At 66.0% G+C, this 16,246-nt stretch carries 18 protein-coding genes; 6 read left to right on the top strand and 12 right to left on the bottom strand.

Going from position 1 to position 16,246, the window contains the following annotated elements; translation table 11 throughout:
• The first annotated feature begins 8 nt into the window (after positions 1 to 8).
• Positions 9 to 1,157 carry an FAD-dependent monooxygenase gene (locus LO55_RS08915; protein WP_071361192.1) on the top strand — a complete coding sequence of 383 codons (1,149 nt, stop codon included), beginning with the start codon at positions 9 to 11 and terminating at the stop codon, positions 1,155 to 1,157.
• 154 nt (positions 1,158 to 1,311) lie between these two features.
• Here the strand turns inward: LO55_RS08915 and LO55_RS08910 are convergent, their stop codons facing one another.
• The 5 genes from LO55_RS08910 to LO55_RS08890 all read right to left on the bottom strand — a co-directional run bounded on the left by LO55_RS08910 (position 1,312) and on the right by LO55_RS08890 (position 5,856).
• Positions 1,312 to 1,989, bottom strand: coding sequence for a type 1 glutamine amidotransferase domain-containing protein (locus tag LO55_RS08910; RefSeq protein ID WP_071361191.1), 678 nt, complete (start codon positions 1,987 to 1,989; stop codon positions 1,312 to 1,314).
• Between the two features lie 90 nt (positions 1,990 to 2,079).
• Positions 2,080 to 2,685, bottom strand: a complete 606-nt coding sequence (locus tag LO55_RS08905) for a TetR/AcrR family transcriptional regulator (RefSeq protein WP_071361190.1) — start codon at positions 2,683 to 2,685, stop codon at positions 2,080 to 2,082.
• Positions 2,686 to 2,898: 213 nt separating this feature from the next.
• Complete coding sequence (locus LO55_RS08900; RefSeq protein WP_071361189.1) at positions 2,899 to 4,356, bottom strand: NAD(P)(+) transhydrogenase (Re/Si-specific) subunit beta; 1,458 nt, start codon at positions 4,354 to 4,356, stop codon at positions 2,899 to 2,901.
• Positions 4,353 to 4,703 (bottom strand): NAD(P) transhydrogenase subunit alpha part 2, encoded by a 351-nt coding sequence (locus LO55_RS08895; protein ID WP_005664787.1) that lies wholly within the window; start codon positions 4,701 to 4,703, stop codon positions 4,353 to 4,355. Before LO55_RS08895 ends, LO55_RS08900 begins: the two co-directional genes overlap by 4 nt.
• A gap of 40 nt (positions 4,704 to 4,743) precedes the next feature.
• A complete protein-coding gene (locus LO55_RS08890; protein WP_005664786.1) occupies positions 4,744 to 5,856 on the bottom strand; it encodes a Re/Si-specific NAD(P)(+) transhydrogenase subunit alpha in 1,113 nt (370 codons plus the stop codon).
• 246 nt (positions 5,857 to 6,102) lie between these two features.
• On the opposite strand from LO55_RS08890, the gene LO55_RS08885 reads away from it, so the two are divergent.
• A complete protein-coding gene (locus LO55_RS08885; protein ID WP_005664785.1) occupies positions 6,103 to 6,585 on the top strand; it encodes an NUDIX hydrolase in 483 nt (160 codons plus the stop codon).
• Positions 6,586 to 6,603: 18 nt separating this feature from the next.
• Positions 6,604 to 7,716: a tRNA 2-thiouridine(34) synthase MnmA gene (gene mnmA, locus LO55_RS08880; protein ID WP_071361188.1), complete on the top strand. Its 1,113-nt coding sequence runs from the start codon at positions 6,604 to 6,606 to the stop codon at positions 7,714 to 7,716.
• Between the two features lie 3 nt (positions 7,717 to 7,719).
• Here mnmA and LO55_RS08875 read toward each other — a convergent pair whose 3' ends face one another.
• Positions 7,720 to 9,498: a putative bifunctional diguanylate cyclase/phosphodiesterase gene (locus LO55_RS08875; RefSeq protein ID WP_071361187.1), complete on the bottom strand. Its 1,779-nt coding sequence runs from the start codon at positions 9,496 to 9,498 to the stop codon at positions 7,720 to 7,722.
• A 171-nt stretch (positions 9,499 to 9,669) separates the two neighbouring features.
• Between LO55_RS08875 and LO55_RS08870 the strand changes: the two genes are divergently transcribed.
• The gene (locus LO55_RS08870; protein ID WP_071361186.1) at positions 9,670 to 10,401 is read left to right on the top strand and encodes a GAF domain-containing protein; all 732 of its coding nucleotides are present in this window, start codon (positions 9,670 to 9,672) and stop codon (positions 10,399 to 10,401) included.
• Between the two features lie 6 nt (positions 10,402 to 10,407).
• Here LO55_RS08870 and LO55_RS08865 read toward each other — a convergent pair whose 3' ends face one another.
• From LO55_RS08865 to LO55_RS08855, 3 genes are read right to left on the bottom strand one after another with little or no spacing between them, the layout of a single operon-like run.
• The gene (locus LO55_RS08865) at positions 10,408 to 10,806 is read right to left on the bottom strand and encodes a response regulator (protein WP_005664781.1); all 399 of its coding nucleotides are present in this window, start codon (positions 10,804 to 10,806) and stop codon (positions 10,408 to 10,410) included.
• Between the two features lie 15 nt (positions 10,807 to 10,821).
• Complete coding sequence (locus tag LO55_RS08860; protein WP_071361185.1) at positions 10,822 to 11,598, bottom strand: 5'-3' exonuclease; 777 nt, start codon at positions 11,596 to 11,598, stop codon at positions 10,822 to 10,824.
• 15 nt (positions 11,599 to 11,613) lie between these two features.
• Positions 11,614 to 12,288 (bottom strand): glutathione S-transferase, encoded by a 675-nt coding sequence (locus LO55_RS08855; RefSeq protein WP_071361184.1) that lies wholly within the window; start codon positions 12,286 to 12,288, stop codon positions 11,614 to 11,616.
• A gap of 142 nt (positions 12,289 to 12,430) precedes the next feature.
• On the opposite strand from LO55_RS08855, the gene LO55_RS08850 reads away from it, so the two are divergent.
• Positions 12,431 to 13,303 carry a DUF72 domain-containing protein gene (locus LO55_RS08850; RefSeq protein ID WP_040775090.1) on the top strand — a complete coding sequence of 291 codons (873 nt, stop codon included), beginning with the start codon at positions 12,431 to 12,433 and terminating at the stop codon, positions 13,301 to 13,303.
• 9 nt (positions 13,304 to 13,312) lie between these two features.
• On the opposite strand, the gene LO55_RS08845 is transcribed toward LO55_RS08850, so the two are convergent.
• From LO55_RS08845 to LO55_RS08835, 3 genes are read right to left on the bottom strand one after another with little or no spacing between them, the layout of a single operon-like run.
• A complete protein-coding gene (locus LO55_RS08845) occupies positions 13,313 to 13,567 on the bottom strand; it encodes a DUF6587 family protein (RefSeq protein WP_005664775.1) in 255 nt (84 codons plus the stop codon).
• Between the two features lies 1 nt (position 13,568).
• On the bottom strand, positions 13,569 to 15,449 hold the full coding sequence (gene feoB / locus LO55_RS08840; protein ID WP_071361182.1) for a ferrous iron transporter B: 1,881 nt from the start codon (positions 15,447 to 15,449) through the stop codon (positions 13,569 to 13,571).
• A 4-nt stretch (positions 15,450 to 15,453) separates the two neighbouring features.
• Positions 15,454 to 15,717: a FeoA family protein gene (locus LO55_RS08835; RefSeq protein WP_083415582.1), complete on the bottom strand. Its 264-nt coding sequence runs from the start codon at positions 15,715 to 15,717 to the stop codon at positions 15,454 to 15,456.
• A gap of 235 nt (positions 15,718 to 15,952) precedes the next feature.
• Between LO55_RS08835 and LO55_RS08830 the strand changes: the two genes are divergently transcribed.
• Positions 15,953 to 16,162 (top strand): (2Fe-2S)-binding protein, encoded by a 210-nt coding sequence (locus LO55_RS08830; RefSeq protein ID WP_005664770.1) that lies wholly within the window; start codon positions 15,953 to 15,955, stop codon positions 16,160 to 16,162.
• The last annotated feature ends 84 nt before the right edge of the window (positions 16,163 to 16,246 follow it).

The following is a 16,246-nucleotide window of genomic DNA, read 5'->3' as shown; positions in this document are numbered from 1 at the left end:
GAAACACGATGACGGAACAAACTCTGGATTTCGACGTGGCGATCTGCGGCGCCGGCCCGGTGGGCCTGGCGCTGGCCGCCTTCCTGGCGCGGCGCGGGGTGCCGGGTGCGCGTATCGCCCTGGTCGACGGCAAGTCGCTGGGCCAGGCGATCTCGGACCCGCGTTCGATCGCGCTGTCCTGGGGCAGCGTGCAACTGCTGGACGAAGTTGGCGCCTGGCCGCTGCCGGCCACGGCGATCCACCAGATCCACGTCTCGCGCCGTGGCCAGCTGGGCCGCAGCCTGATGGACCGGCGCGACCACGACGTCGAGGCGCTGGGCTACGTCACGCGCTACGGCGCCGTGGTCGACGCCCTGGCGCGGCGCTGCGAGGCGGCCGGCGTCGTCATGCTGCGTCCGGCGCGCGTGCAGGCGCTGGACGAAACCGCCGACGGTGCGCTGCTGGCGCTGGACGATGGCCGCACGGTGCGCGCCCAGGTGGCGGTCCAGGCCGAAGGCGGCATCTTCGGCCAGCAAGACGGTCGCGCCAGGAGCCGCGACTACGAACAGAGCGCCGTGATCGCGCGCGTGACCAGCGACGCGCCGATCGCGCACCGCGCCTTCGAGCGCTTCACCGACGAAGGCCCGCTGGCGCTGCTGCCGGAAGACGGTCCCGATGGCCACCAGTATGCGCTGGTGTGGTGCGTGCGTCCCGAGCGCGCCGGCACGATCCTCGACCTGGACGACGCCCGATTCCTGCAACAACTCGGCGACGCCTTCGGCACGCGCCTCGGCACGTTCACGAAAGTCTCCCCGCGCGTCGCCTTCCCCCTCGGCCTGAACGCCGAAGCGCGCGCCACGGCGCGCACGGTCGCCATCGGCAACGCCGCGCAAACCCTGCATCCGGTCGCCGGCCAGGGCCTGAACCTGGGCCTGCGCGACGCCGCCGTCCTGGCGCGCCAGCTGGCGCGCGGCGCCAACTCGGCCGCGCTCGGCCGCTTCCTGGAAGAACGCGCGCAAGACCGCAAGCTGACGATCGGCCTGACCGACACCATGGCCCGCGCCTTCACCGGCAGCAAGCCGCTGCAGCCACTGCTGGGCCTGGGCCTCGCCGCCCTCGACCTGGCGCGCCCGGCGCGCACGCTCCTCGCCGACCTGATGATGTTCGGCCGCCGCTGACTTCTGCCACCCCGACAATGAGGGTCAGAGTCGAATTGTTTGACAACTTCAGTAAATCAATTGGAAATTAATTCGACTCTGACCCTCATTTAGAGTGGGGGAAACAATGCTACGTCATGAGGTCGGGGCACCGCCTGGCACTCCTGGATGCCGCTCATGCCAGGCGCGTCAGCAAGGCGTTTGCGGCCGCTTCCGATGACGCGGGATTCTGGCCTGTGATCAAAAGGCCGTCGACCACCACATACGGGGCCCAGTCGTCGCCACGCGAATACATGGCGCCTTTCGCCTTCAGTTCGTCCTCCACCAGGAAAGGCACGATGTCGGTCAGTTCGACCGCGGCTTCCTCGGAGTTGGCGAATCCGGTGACCTTGCGCCCCTGGACCAGCGGCGTGCCGTCCGCATTCTTCACATGGCGCAGGACGCCCGGCGCGTGGCATACCAGAGCCACCGGCTTGCCGGCCGCGACGAAGGATTCGATCAGCGCGATCGAGTGTGCATCTTCTGCCAGGTCCCACAGCGGGCCGTGGCCACCAGGGTAGAACACGGCGTCGAAATCGTCGTGGGAAACGCTGTCGAGGCGCACGGTATTGGCGAGTTCGGCGGTTGCGGCGGCATCGGCTTCGAAGCGGCGGGTGTGCGCGGTCTGGAAGGCCGGCTCATTGCTCTTCGGATCGAGCGGTGGCTGGCCACCTTGCGGCGAGGCCAGCACCAGACGGGCGCCAGCCTCCTTGAGCGCATAATAGGGCGCGGCCAGCTCTTCCAGCCAGAAGCCGGTCTTGCGGCCGGTGCTGCCGAGGGTGTCGTGCGAGGTGAGTACGATCAAAATATTCATGATATGGCTCCTTCAAATATAGTAGACCAGTCGTCTAGATGACGGTTCAAAAAAAGACGCTCGATCAAAAGCGTCCGGTTCGACCCGCGATCAGCGGGCCAGGTTCAGCAGGCTTCGCGTCGTATTCATTGCCGCATCGAACGGCGATGCGTTGCGCACGATCTTGACCATGACACTGGCGCCGAGCCAGAGCTGGTACAGGCTTTCGGCCAACTGCGCGGGATCTCCCTGCGGCTTGAGCGAGCCATCGGCTGCACCACGCTCGATCGCATACGCCAGGCGGGCCACGATGTCGGCGGCGCCCTGCTTCAAGGTCAGGCGCATCGGCTCGGACAGATCCGCTACTTCGGCTCCCAACTTGACCGCAAGACATTTACCCTGACAATCTTCAAACGACTGGTTGGAGCGCCATGCGGCGAAGTAGTCCACCAGCCGCTGCGCCATCGTCTTTCCCGGCTCCTGGAATAAGCGATCCATGTCGGCCAGGTAGTCCTCGAAATACTTGGCCAGCAGCGCTTCGCCGAAGGCGTCTTTCGACCCGAAGTAATGGTAGAACGACCCCTTCGGGACGCCCGCCGTGACCAGAATCTCGTTCAGTCCTACCGCCGAAAAGCCCTTGCCGGCCATGATGCGCTGTCCCACCGCGACAATATTGTCACGCACGTCGGAAGACAGGTGTGTGCTTGTTTTCGCCATGACGACACTTTAGCCATAATTAGACCGGTCGTCTATAAATTTCGGGGATTATTTTTCGCGCTGTCTAATGTTCCTGAATGAGGGTCAGAGTCGAATTATTGAGCAATTTCCTGGCTCGATGTTGTCATTTAATTCGACTCCGACCCTAATTATCCGGGTGGCTATTGGCCAATAATTCTACTCTGACCCTCATTGTTGAGTTATTGATTGCGGTTATTCGACGGCCTTGACCATCGACTCGATCACCTTCTTGGCGTCGCCGAACACCATCATCGTGTTGGGCTGGTAGAACAGGTCGTTGTCCAGGCCGGCGTAGCCGGAGGCCATCGAGCGCTTGTTGACGATGATGCTCTTGGCGCGGTAGGCCTCCAGGATCGGCATGCCGGCGATCGGCGATTTCGGGTCCTTCGCGGCCGGGTTCACCACGTCGTTGGCGCCCAGCACCAGCACCACGTCGGTCTGGCCGAACTCGCCGTTGATGTCTTCCATCTCGGCCACCTGGTCGTAGGGGACTTCGGCTTCGGCCAGCAGCACGTTCATGTGGCCCGGCATGCGGCCGGCCACCGGGTGGATCGCATAGCGCACCGTCACGCCGTGTTCGGTCAGCTTGTCGACCAGCTCCTTCACCGTATGCTGGGCGCGCGCCACCGCCAGGCCGTAGCCGGGGACGATGATCACCGACTCGGCGTTCTGCAGGATGAAGGCGGCGTCCTCGGCCGAACCCGATTTCACCGGACGCTGCTCTTTCGCGCCGCCGTCGTCCGCGGCGGCTTCGCCGCCGAAGCCGCCCAGGATCACATTGAAGAAGGAACGGTTCATCGCCTTGCACATGATGTACGAGAGGATCGCGCCGCTCGAGCCGACCAGCGAGCCGGCGATGATCAGCATCGAGTTGTTCAGCGAGAAGCCGATGCCGGCCGCCGCCCAGCCGGAATACGAGTTCAGCATCGACACCACCACCGGCATGTCGGCCCCGCCGATCGGGATGATGATCAACACGCCCAGCACGAAGGCCAGCGCCGCCATCACGATGAACGGCGTCCAGCTTGGCGCCACGCCGTCGGCGAAGCAGAACAGCAATCCCAGCACGATGATCGCGATCGCCAGCGTCAGGTTCAGGATGTGCTGTCCGGCGAAGCGCACCGGCGCCCCCTGGAACAGGCGAAACTTGTATTTTCCCGACAGCTTGCCGAAGGCGATCACCGAACCCGAAAAGGTCACCGCGCCGACGAAGGTGCCGATGAACAGCTCCAGCCGGTTGCCGAACGGGAGCGGCGTCTCACGGGTGGCGATATTGAAGGCCCAGGGTTCGGACACGGCGGCGATCGCGATGCACACCGCCGCCAGGCCGATCAGCGAGTGCATGGCCGCCACCAGCTCGGGCATCTTGGTCATCTCGACCTTCTTCGCGGCGTACGCCCCGATCGCGCCGCCGACCACGACGCCCAGCAGCACCAGGCCGAAGCCCGAGCCGCCGCCCTGCCCCAGGCTGTCCTGCAGCTTGAGCATCAGCGCCACCGTGGTGACCACGGCGATCGCCATGCCGGCCATGCCGAAGGCGTTGCCGATGCGCGCGGTCGAGGGCGAGGACAGGCCCTTGAGCGCCTGGATGAAGCATACCGAGGCGACCAGGTAGAACAGGGTGACGACGTTCATGCTGATGGCGTTCATGCCTGCTTCTCCTCGATCTTCTCCTCGACCTTGCCCTCGACCGGCGCCTTCGCGGCCTTCGGCTCCTTCTTCTTGAACATCTCCAGCATGCGCTGGGTGACCAGGAAGCCGCCGAACACGTTCACCGCCGCCAGCGCCACCGCGACCGTGCCGGCCACGCGCCCGGTCAGGCCCTCGGTCAGGCCCGCGGCCAGCATGGCGCCGACGATCACGATCGCCGAAATCGCATTGGTGACCGCCATCAGCGGCGTGTGCAGCGCGGGGGTGACGGTCCAGACCACGTGGTAGCCGACGTAGATCGCCAGCACGAAGATGATCAGGTTGATGATGGTGTGGCTGATGTCCATGCCTAGTCTCCTGTCCTGTTCTGTTCTGGCCCGACTGAATCTACTTGCGCAACACGTCCCCGCCCGCGCACACCAGCGTCGCGGTCACGATCTCGTCCTCGCGGTCGATGAAGAAGCGGTCGTCCTTGTCGATCACGAGCTTGAGGAAGTCCAGCACGTTGCGCGCATACAGGGCCGACGCATCGGCCGGCACCAGCGCCGCCAGGTTCGGCTCGCCGATGATGTGCACCCCGTGCCTGATGACTGTCTTGCCCAGCTCCGTCAGCGGGCAGTTGCCGCCCTGGGCGATGGCCATGTCGACGATCACGGAGCCCGGCTTCATGGCGCGCACCGTCTCCTCGCCGATCAGGGTGGGCGCCTTGCGGCCCGGGATCAGGGCGGTGGTGACGACGATGTCGGCCAGTTTCGCGCGCTCGTGCACCAGCTCGGCCTGGCGCCGCATCCAGTCGGCCGGCATCGGCCGCGCATAGCCGCCGCTACCCTGGGCGATCTCGCGTTCTTCACTGGTGAGATACGGCACGTCGATGAATTTGGCGCCGAGCGACTCCACCTGCTCCTTGACCGGAGGCCTCACGTCGGACGCCTCGATCACGGCGCCCAGGCGCTTGGCGGTGGCGATCGCCTGCAGCCCGGCCACGCCCACGCCCATGATCAGCACGCGCGCCGCCTTGACCGTGCCGGCCGCCGTCATCAGCATCGGCATGAAGCGTCCGTAGGTGTTGGCGGCCAGCAGGATGGCCTTGTAGCCGGCGATATTCGCCTGCGAAGAGAGCACGTCGAGCGACTGCGCGCGCGTGATGCGCGGCGCCGCTTCCAGCGCGAAGGCGGTGAGGCCGCTCGCGGCCAGCGCGGCGAGATTGTCGGCGTCGAAGGGATCGAGCATCCCGACCAGCACCGCGTCGCGCCGCATCAGGCCGCGTTCCGCGGCATCCGGGCTGCGCACCTTCAGGACGATGTCCGCGCCGAAGGCGGCGGCGCCGTCGACGATGCTGGCCCCGGCCGCTTCATAGGCGCTGTCGGGCGCCGCGGCATGCAGGCCGGCGCCGGACTGCACCAGGACCTGGTGTTTCGCGGCCAGCTTCTTGACGGTTTCAGGTGTTGCTGCAACACGTGTCTCGCCCGGCCTTGTCTCGGCCGGTATGCCTATCCTCATGGATTCCTCCGTACGTGGATGCGCCGGCTCCCAATCTATCACGTCTTTACAACAATTGCCCAAATATAAATTTCTTTTGGTGATAATGCTGTTGTGCTGAGCAAACACAAGCTAAGCAGTGTATTTGCGCGCATTTTTGCGACAGATCAAGCCCAATTAACGACAGGCAAGCACCGCAGGAGGGGCAAGGCTGAGCAGAGCAGGCCCGGCCCGAGGTAGAATACCGGCTCATTTTCAAGGACAGGCATGAGCGACATCTTCAAACCATCGGTTACCGTGGCTGCGATCATCGAGCACGAGGGCCGTTTCCTGCTGATCGAGGAAGAGACGAGCGAGGGCGTCAAGCTGAACCAGCCCGCCGGCCATCTCGACCCGCACGAATCGCTGGAGCAGGCGGTCGTGCGCGAAGCGCTCGAGGAAACCGCCCACGAGTTCATCCCGCGCACGCTGGTGGGCATGTACATGTCGCGCTACCACTCGAAGTCGCGCAATGCCGACGTCACCTACCTGCGCTTCACCTTCGCCGGCACGGTCGGCCGCAAGTTCGACCAGCCGCTCGACGAAGGCATCCTGCGCACCCTGTGGATGACGCGCGACGAGATCGCCGCCACCGCCGACCGCCACCGCAGCCCGATCGTGCTCCAGTGCGTGGACGACTATCTGGCCGGACGAAGCACGCCGCTGTCCCTGCTATACACCCATTCCTCGGTGTTCGAGGGCGGGATCTGAATTCAATACGGACGTAACATGAGCAAGAAAAAAGTCGTGATCGGGATGTCGGGCGGAGTCGACTCCTCGGTCGCGGCGTGGATGCTGAAAGAACAAGGCTACGACGTGGTCGGCCTGTTCATGAAGAACTGGGAAGACGACGACGACTCCGAATACTGCTCGACGCGCCAGGACTGGATCGACGCGGCCAGCGTGGCCGACGTGGTCGGGGTCGACATCGAGGCGGTCAACTTCGCCTCCGAATACAAGGACCGCGTGTTCGCGGAGTTCCTGCGCGAATACCAGGCCGGCCGCACGCCCAACCCGGACGTGCTGTGCAACGCCGAAATCAAGTTCAAGGCCTTCCTCGACCATGCGATGAAGCTGGGCGCCGACCTGATCGCGACCGGCCACTACGCGCGCGTGCGCCAGAACACCGGCAGCGGCAAGTTCGAGCTGCTCAAGGCGTTCGACGCCACCAAGGACCAGAGCTACTTCTTGCATCGCCTGAACCAGGCGCAGCTCTCGAAGTCGCTGTTCCCGCTGGGCGAGATCCCCAAGACCGAAGTGCGCAAGATCGCCGAAAAGCTGAAATTGCCGAACGCCGCCAAGAAGGATTCGACCGGCATCTGCTTCATCGGCGAGCGCCCGTTCCGCGACTTCCTGAACCGCTACCTGTCGTACAAGCCGGGCCCGATCAGGCTCGACGACGGCACCAAGGTCGGCGAGCACGTCGGCCTGTCGTTCTACACGCTGGGCCAGCGCAAGGGCATCGGCATCGGCGGCCTGAAGTCGCGCAAGAACGCGGACGGCACCAGCGAGCCATGGTTCGTGGCGCGCAAGGACATCGAGGCCAACACCCTGTACATCGTGCAGGGCCATGACCACCCATGGCTGCTGTCGAACCGCCTTGAAGCGGGCCAGGCCAGCTGGATCGCGGGCGAAGCCCCCGATCCGCGCGAGCTGTCGGCCAAGACCCGCTATCGCCAGGCCGACGTGGCCTGCCGCGTGCTGGCCGAAGGCGACAGTAGATTCGTCCTCGATTTCAGCGATCCGCAATGGGCAGTCACGCCCGGCCAGTCGGCCGTGCTGTACGACGGCGACGTCTGCCTGGGCGGCGGCATCATCGACGCCCGCTCGGGCGTCGCGTAATCCTCAGCGCGCGCGCCCGGCCAGCCATTCGGCCAGCGCGCTCGGCGCCAGCGGGCGCGCATGCAGGTAGCCCTGCACCTCGTCGCAGCCCGCCGCGCGCAGGAAGTCTTCCACCTCCACCGTCTCCACGCCTTCGGCCACCACCTTGTGGCCCAGGTCGTGCGACAGCTTGATCATCGTCCCCACCAGCGCGCGCCGGCGTTCGTCGTGGGCCAGGTTGCGCATGAAGCTCTGGTCGATCTTGACCACGTTCGCCGGCAGGCTTTGCAGGTAGGCCAGGCTGCTGTAGCCGGTGCCGAAGTCGTCGATCGCCAGCTGCACGCCGGCGCGCGCCAGGCGTTCCAGCGTGACCTGCGCCACCTTCGGATTACGCATCAGCGCGCTTTCGGTGAGTTCGATCGCCAGGCTGGACGCCGGCACGCGGTGGCGCGCCAGCAGCTTCAGCACGCGGTCGCAGAAATCCGGTTCTTCCAGGTTCACCGCCGACACGTTGACCGCCACCTGCAGGGCGACGCCGTCCTGGCGCCAGGCGGCCACCTGGCGCATCGCGGCGGCCAGCACCCATTCGGTGGTGGCGCGCGCCAGCGAGGTGCCTTCGATCACCGGGATGAATTCGCCCGGCGAGATGGCGCCTTTCTCGGGATGAGTCCAGCGCAGCAGCGCCTCGACGCCGGCGCAGGCCCCGCCCTTCAGGACGACCTTGGGCTGGTACACCAGGTGCAGCTGGCTGCGGCTCTCGAGCGCGGCGCGGAAGGCGTTCACCAGCCAGAAGCGGCGCTGCAGGATGGCGTCGTGCTCGGACGAGAACACGCGCACGCAGCGCTCGGCGGCCAGGCCGTCGTGGGCGGCGCTGTGCATATTGCGCAGCAGGTCCAGGCCCTCGGTCTGGCCGACCGTGAACGGGGCGATGCCGACCGTGGTCGTGGTGATGAAGCGCGCCTGTCCATGGCCGGAACGGGCGTCGAGCCACGACTGCAGCTGGGCGCGGAAGGTCTCGAGCGAGACGCCGGGTGGCGCGAAGAAGGCGAACTGGGTGCTGGCGACGTGGTAGATCTTGCCGGCGCCACCCAGGCGCAGCAGCGGCACCACGTCGCGCACCATCTCGTCGAGATAGCCGGAACCCATCACGCGCTGGGCGTCGCTCAGTTCCTGCGGACTGGCCAGGCTGACCAGGGCCGCCAGCCGCATGTCGCCGGCCGGCCCGGCCAGCTCGAGGTCGGTGAAATCGCTGATGAACTGGTTGCGGTTGGGCAGGCCGCTGATCGGGTCGATCCGGCCCAGAGCGTGCTGCAGCTCGATCTGCGCCATCACCATCGTCGCCAGGTCTTCCAGCGCCTGGCTCTCGGCCGCCGTCACCTGGCGCGGCTCGGTGCCCAGCACGCACATCGCGCCCAGCGCAAACCCGTCGCTGGTCACGAGCGGCGCGCCGGCATAAAAACGGATGCCGTCGGCGGCCAGCTTGCTGTCGCGAAAACAAGCGTTTTCGAGCAGGTCGGGCACGATCAGCAGGTGGGCGGTATCGGCCACCTCCGCGCACGGCGCGCGCAGGCGCGGGATCGAATCATGCTCCACGCCGACCTTCGACTTGAACCACTGGCGGTCGCTGTCGGTCAGCGACACCGCCGCGATCGGCAGGTTGAACAGCTGGGCGGCCATGCGCGTGATGCGGTCGAAGGCCTCGCTGGGCGGCGTGTCCAGCAGTTCCAGGCGATGCAGGGCCTCGAGACGTGCCGCTTCTTGAGCGGAACAAGCAAATAGTGCCGGTTCGATGGGTGAATTCATGGGGGCCCTGACTGATGCGCACACGCGCAAAGAAATTGACGAAATTGACGAAATTGAAGCTATTGTTGCGAAAAAAATTCCACAAGTCAACAATTATCGGCGACATATCGTCATATTCGTCATTTTAAGTTGCTTCGTGTAAAATTGGACCATCAGAGCAATACAGCCCGCATGACGATGAAAACCGAGAACGACGATCCGATCCTGACCACGCGCGACGCGGCGCGCCTGCTCGGCGTGGCGGTGAGCACTGCCCAGGTGTGGATGGAGGGCGGCGCGCTGCCGACCTGGAAAACGCCGGGCGGCCATCGCCGCGTGCGTCTGAGCGAGGTGCACCGCTTCCTGCGCCAGCGCGAAGCGGATGCCGCTGCCGTGGACGGTTCCCCGCCGACCGGTGAATTTCTCCCCGCTCGCGCCCCCGCCTATCCGGCGCCGCGCAACGAGGCGCAGCGCCTGGCGGCGCTCGCCGCGACCAAGCTGATGGGCTCGCCCCAGGAAGAAGTATTCGACCGCCTGACCTGGCTGGCTAGCCATGTGACCGATTGTCCGATGGCCCTGCTCACGCTTCTCTCGAGCCAGCGTCAATGGTTCAAGTCGCGCATCGGCCTGGCGCAAGGCGAGACGCCGCGCGAGGTGGCCTTCTGCAGCCACACGATCATGCAGGACGGCGCCTTCGTGGTGGAGGATGCGGGCGCCGATCCGCGTTTCTCCGCCAATCCGCTGGTGACGGGCGAACCGCACATCCGCTTCTATGCCGGCTATCCGGTGCTGGACGCGCGCGGCATGGCGCTCGGCTCGCTGTGCGTGCTGGACCGCGAGCCGCGCCGCCTGCGCGAGCGCGAATTGCGCGCGCTGCGCGAACTGGCCGCGATCGCGTCCGACGAAATCGGGCGCCGCGGCTAGGAACCGTCAATCGGGCTTGGCGGCGGAAGCCTGCTGCTTCTTGACGAAGGCGATCACGGTATTGCGGATGGTCTTGAGCACGGTGTCGGCCTTGAACGGCTTGACGATGAAGCCGTGCACGCCGCGCGCCGCCGCCGACTGCACGGCCTGCGCGTCGAGCGTGCCCGAGACCAGGAAGATCAGGGTCTTGGGCAGCTCGGCGCGCAGCTGCTCGACCACGTTGTTGCCGTCCTCGACCTGCTCGCGCGCGATGCAGATCACGTGCGGACGGTGCTTGATCGCCAGGCCGTAGCCGAGCGCGCTGGTATGGGTCGCGCCCACCACCTCGTAGCTGCCGTCGGCCAGCACGGTGCCCAGCATCGAACGCGACACCGCGTTTCCATCCACGATTACCGCCTTGAGCATCGCGTCGTTTCCCTTCTAATTCGATTCATAGGCCAGCATGTTCCAGGTCACGCCCAGGCGCACGTCGAGCTTGAGCGACACCAGGCAACGCGAGATCTCGAGTATCTCACGCTCGGCGCGCAGCCTTTCGCCCAGCGGCGTCTTGAGGATGCCGGCGCCGGCAATGATGGCGTCGAGGCTGCCATAGGCATTGAGCAGGCGCGCGGCGGTCTTCATGCCGATCTTGGACACGCCCGGCACGCCGTCGGTCGGATCGCCCATCAGCGCCAGCAGGTCGTGCAGCAGCTCGGGCGCGACGCCGAAGCGCTGGCGCACCCAGGCGTCGTCGTGCCATTCGTTCTTGAAATGGTCCCACACCAGCGCACCATGCGCGATCAGGGGGTGCAGGTCCTTGTCGGTGGTGGCGACGATGGCTTCGCCGCGTCCTTCCGACAGCCAGCGCATCACGCCGGTGGCGATCACGTCATCGGCCTCGACCTCGGGAATCGACACCACGTGCAGGCCCGCTGCGCGCAGGCGCTCGTGAAATTCGGGCAGCGCCGCGCGCAATTCATGGGGCATCGCCGCCCTGCCCTCGCGGTAGCGCGGATACAGCGCATGGCGCCAGTTCTCGCCGCCATGGTCGAAGGCCGCCAGCACGTGGGTCGGCGCATGCGTCTCGAGCACGTTGCGAAACGACGAGAAGGCGTGGCGCAGCGCGATGCTGGCCTTCAGGCTTGAATCGGGCTCGGGACTGGCCTCGTACACCCGGCGCACGATGTTCAGGCCGTCGATGGCGAGCAGCTTGGCCATGCTGGTTGGCTCCTCTTACGCTTTCCCAATCTCGTACTTGCCGCCGCGCTCGAGCGCGCGCCGGTAGGCCGGCCGCACGTGGATGCGCTCGAGGAAATCGCTCAGCTTCGGGTACTTGCCATCGAGTCCGCCGCGCGAGGCCGCCGCCTCCAGCGGGAAGCTGAGCTGGATGTCGGCCGCCGTGAACTCCTCGCCGGTGAACCAGGGATGCTTGCCCAGTTCCGCTTCCAGGTAGCCCAGGTGCAGCGCGATCTGCGGCAGCACGAAGCTGCCCTTGACCTTTTGCGCGATGCCGCGCGCGATCGGCTTGACGAAGAACGGCATCGGACTGTTCTCGACCTTGTCGAACACCAGCTTGAGCAGCAGCGGCGGCATCGCCGACCCCTCGGCATAGTGCAGGAAGTGGGCGTAGCGCAGGCGCGCCGGGGTGCCGGCCGCGGGCCGCAGCCGGCCCTCGCCATGGCGCTCGACCAGGTACTCGGCGATGGCGCCCGACTCGGCCACGACCAGGTCGCCGTCGGTAATCACCGGCGACTTGCCCAGCGGGTGCACCGCCTTCAGCTCGGGCGGGGCCAGCATGGTCCTGGGGTCGCGCTGGTAGCGCTTGATCTCGTACTCCAGGCCCAGCTCTTCCAGCAGCCACAGGATGCGCTGCGAGCGCGAATTGTTCAGGTGATGGACGACGATCATGGCGGCTCTGGGAGTGACGATGGGCGCTAGCTTAGCACTGTTGCGCCTTTGCCAAAAGGGCGTCGCTGGTCCGGTGGCATGGGCTCCGGCTGGGTGCGCCAGCGCACGACCGCGTGCGCGCGGGCCGTGTATCGTGGCAGGCATGAGCGGATCGACCTACATCGGCATCTCGGGCTGGCGCTACGTGCCGTGGCGCGGCAAGTTCTATCCGCCGGGGCTGGCCCAGCACCGCGAGCTCGAATACGCCGCGACCCAGCTGCCCAGCATCGAGATCAACGGCGCGTTCTACTCGCTGCAGCGGCCCGCGAGCTATGCCGCCTGGTACGCTGCCACGCCGCCCGGCTTCGTGTTCGCGGTCAAGGGCAACCGCTTCATCACCCATATGCTGCGCCTGCGCGACGTCGCCAAGCCGCTGGCCAATGTGCTGGCCTCGGGCATGTTCGAGCTGCGCGAGAAGCTCGGCCCCATGCTGTGGCAGTTCCCGCCCAACTTCGCCTTCGAGCCGGAACGCTTCGAGACGTTTCTCTCCTTGCTGCCGCATGATACCCATGCCGCGGCCGAACTGGCCAAGGGTCATGAGGCGCGCATGGAAGGCAGGGTCACGCTCGATCCCGGACCAAGGAGAGCGATGCGGCACGCGGTCGAGATCCGCCACGAGAGCTTTCGCGACCCCGCCTTCATCGCCCTGCTGCGCAAGCACAAGGTGGCGCTGGTGGTGGCCGACACCGCCGGGCGCTGGCCGCAGATCGAGGACGTGACGGCCGACTTCGTGTACGTGCGCCTGCATGGCGACAAGGAACTGTATGCGAGCGGGTATGACGACGATGCGATCGAGAACTGGGCAAGGAAGATCCGCGCCTGGCGCGATGGGGGACAACCGCAGGATGCCTGCCTGGCATCGAGCAAGGCGCCGCGCAAGCGCGGCAAGCGCGACGTCTACTGCTACTTCGACAACGACATCAAGGTGCATGCGCCGTTCGACGCGCAGCGCCTGATCGCGGCGCTGCGGGATTGAAGAGAAAACTCAGTGCTTCTGGTGCAGCCTGATCACGCGGTGCTTGCCGGGCGGATCCGGTTGCTTGGGTGTGCAACCGCTGCCGCAGCTGCCGCCGCCGCAACCGCCGCCGCCCGACTTGTCCAGCCAGCGCGCCAGGACGGACTTGCGACCGCCCCGGGTCAGGTGCATGACCAGGCGCGCGCGCAGGCCGGCCGACATGTATTTCGCGCCCAGGTACAGCGCGGAGGCAAGCACGATAACGATGACGGCCAATTCCTGCATATCAGGCTCCAGTGATGGCGAGGGTGACGCGGTAGACGATGAAGGCCGCCACGTAGGCCAGGCCGAACATGTAGCCGGCCATGATCCAGGCGTACTTGCGGCTGCCGGTTTCGCGGGCCACGGTGGCCAGGGTCGGCAGGCAGTGCGGCGCGTAGACGTACCAGGCAAGCAGCGCCAGGCCGGTGGCCAGCGACCACGATTGCGCGATCAGCGGCGCCAGCGTGTCGCCGACTTCGTCGCCGCCCGACAGCGCGTACACGGTGCCCAGCGCGCCGACCGCCACTTCGCGCGCGGCCATGCCCGGCACCAGCGCGATCGCGATCTGCCAGTTGAAGCCGATCGGCGCCAGGATCACTTCCAGCGCGCGGCCGATCATGCCGGCCACGCTGTAGTAGATCGGCGGCTCGGTCGCGCCTTCCGGCGCGCCCGGGAAGCTCGACAGCAGCCAGAGCAGGACCATCATGGTCAGGATCAGCGTGCCGACCCGCATCAGGAAGATCTTGGTGCGTTCCCACAGGCCCGAAGCCAGGGCGCTCAGCTGCGGCCAGTGGTAGGCCGGCAGTTCGAGCATCAGCGCGTGCTGCTTGTAGGTGCTGCGGCGCTTCATGAACCAGGCCACGCCCATCGCCGACAGGATGCCGGCCATGTACAGGATGAACAGCACCAGGCCCTGCAGGTTGAGGATGCCGGCCACGGTCTGGTCGGGGATGAAGGCCGCGATCAGCAGCGCATACACCGGCAGGCGCGCCGAGCATGTCATCAGGGGCGCGATCATGATCGTCACCAGGCGGTCGCGCGGATTCTGGATCGTGCGCGCGGCCATCACGCCGGGGATCGCGCAGGCGAACGAGGACAGCAGCGGCAGGAAGGCGCGGCCCGACAGGCCGACGCTGCCCATGATGCGGTCCAGCAGGAAGGCCGCGCGCGGCAGGTAGCCCACGTCTTCGAGCAGCAGGATGAAGAAGAACAGGATCAGGATCTGCGGCAGGAACACCAGCACGCTGCCGACGCCGGCGATGATGCCGTCCACGATCAGGCTGTGCAGGATGCCTTCGCCGAGCAGGTCGCCGACGAATCCGCCCAGGGCGCCGACGCCGGCCTCGATCATGTCCATCGGCGTGCCGGCCCAGCTGAACACGGCCTGGAAGATCAGGAACATCAGCGCGGCCAGGATGACCGGGCCCGCGATCGGATGCATCACGACGTTGTCGATCTTCTCGGTCAGGTTGCCGGTGTCCTTGGCGGTGGAGACGGCGGCGGCCAAGATGCGGCGCACCTCGCGCTGGGTCTCCTCGACCGGCACCGCGTCGATCGCCGACAGCGGATTGGCCTTGACCGGCGCGTCGAAGCGCATGCGATCCAGCTCGGCCAGCAGGGCCTGTTCGCCGCCCGACTGGATGGCGACGGTCTCCACCACCGGCATGCCCAGTTCCTGCGACAGCTTCGCGGTGTCGATCTCGATGCCCCGCTTCCTGGCGACGTCGACCATGTTCAGGGTCAGCACCATCGGCAGGCCGAGACGCTTGAGTTCCAGCACCAGGCGCAGGTTCAGGCGCAGATTGGTCGCGTTGACCACGCACAGCACCGCGTCCGGCGGCTGTTCTCCCGCGCGCAGGCCGGCCACCACGTCACGCGTGATGCCTTCGTCCGGCGTCTGCGCATTCAGGCTGTAGGCGCCCGGCAGGTCGAGCACGCGGAACGCCCGTCCGGCCGGCGACTTGAAGCTGCCTTCCTTGCGCTCGATGGTGACGCCGGCGTAGTTCGCGACCTTCTGGCGCGAGCCGGTGAGACGGTTGAAGAGCGCGGTCTTGCCGCAATTGGGGTTGCCGAGCAGTGCGACCAGCGGGGTGCGGGCCGCCACTTGTTGTTCCATCACTCCCATGCGCTCAGTCCGCCTTGATCGAATTGATCGAGACGAGCGCCGCTTCGAAGCGGCGCAGCGCGAAGGTCGACTCGCCGACCTTGACCGCCAGCGGACCGCCCAGCACCCGCTTGAGCACGCGGATCCGCTCGCCCGGCACGAAGCCCAGCTCCATCAGACGGCGCTGGACGTCGACGCCGCCCTGCGCATGCGGCGCCAGCTGGACTACGGTGGCACTCTGGCCCGCTTTCAGCGAGTCGAGGGTGGGCAGGGTGGGGGCTAGGGTCATGGCAGCTTCCAGATGGTTGTTGCGCTTATGAGACAGCGACAGGAATAATGCCGACATCATAGCGCTAAATGCGAATTATTTCTATTTGCAGCTTGTCATTGCCAGATCGAAAAGCTCAAAAATAGTGCACATAACTCGCAGAATTCGCTTGATTTCGCGGCCAAGTTTACAGAAAATAGCAACGCAAATGAGAATGATTCGCATTTTTGTAGCATAAACAGCAAGGGTAGTTTCGATGATCGTCTGTGTCTGCAACAACATCTCCGACCGTGAAATCCGCCAGGCGGCCGACCTGGGCATCTCCTCCATCGCAGAACTGCGCAAGGAACTGGGCGTCGGCACCATGTGCGGCAAGTGCGTCAGCTATGCGCGTGAAGTCCTGCACGAGCACATCGACAGCAAGACCACGATCACCGAAGTGCGCCGCATCCCGCAAGCGGCCTGAAGTCCCGGATATCGTCGCTCCCGCCCCGCCCCGCCATATCGCGGGGCATTTTTTCGCCCGCGGCCTGCGCTTAAAAAGTCGTTC

The organism is Massilia timonae, assembly GCF_001866515.1.
Taxonomy (GTDB): domain Bacteria; phylum Pseudomonadota; class Gammaproteobacteria; order Burkholderiales; family Burkholderiaceae_D; genus Telluria; species Telluria timonae.
The sequence above is the reverse complement of the archived record's forward strand: the minus strand, read 5'-3'. Positions and strand labels throughout refer to the sequence as shown.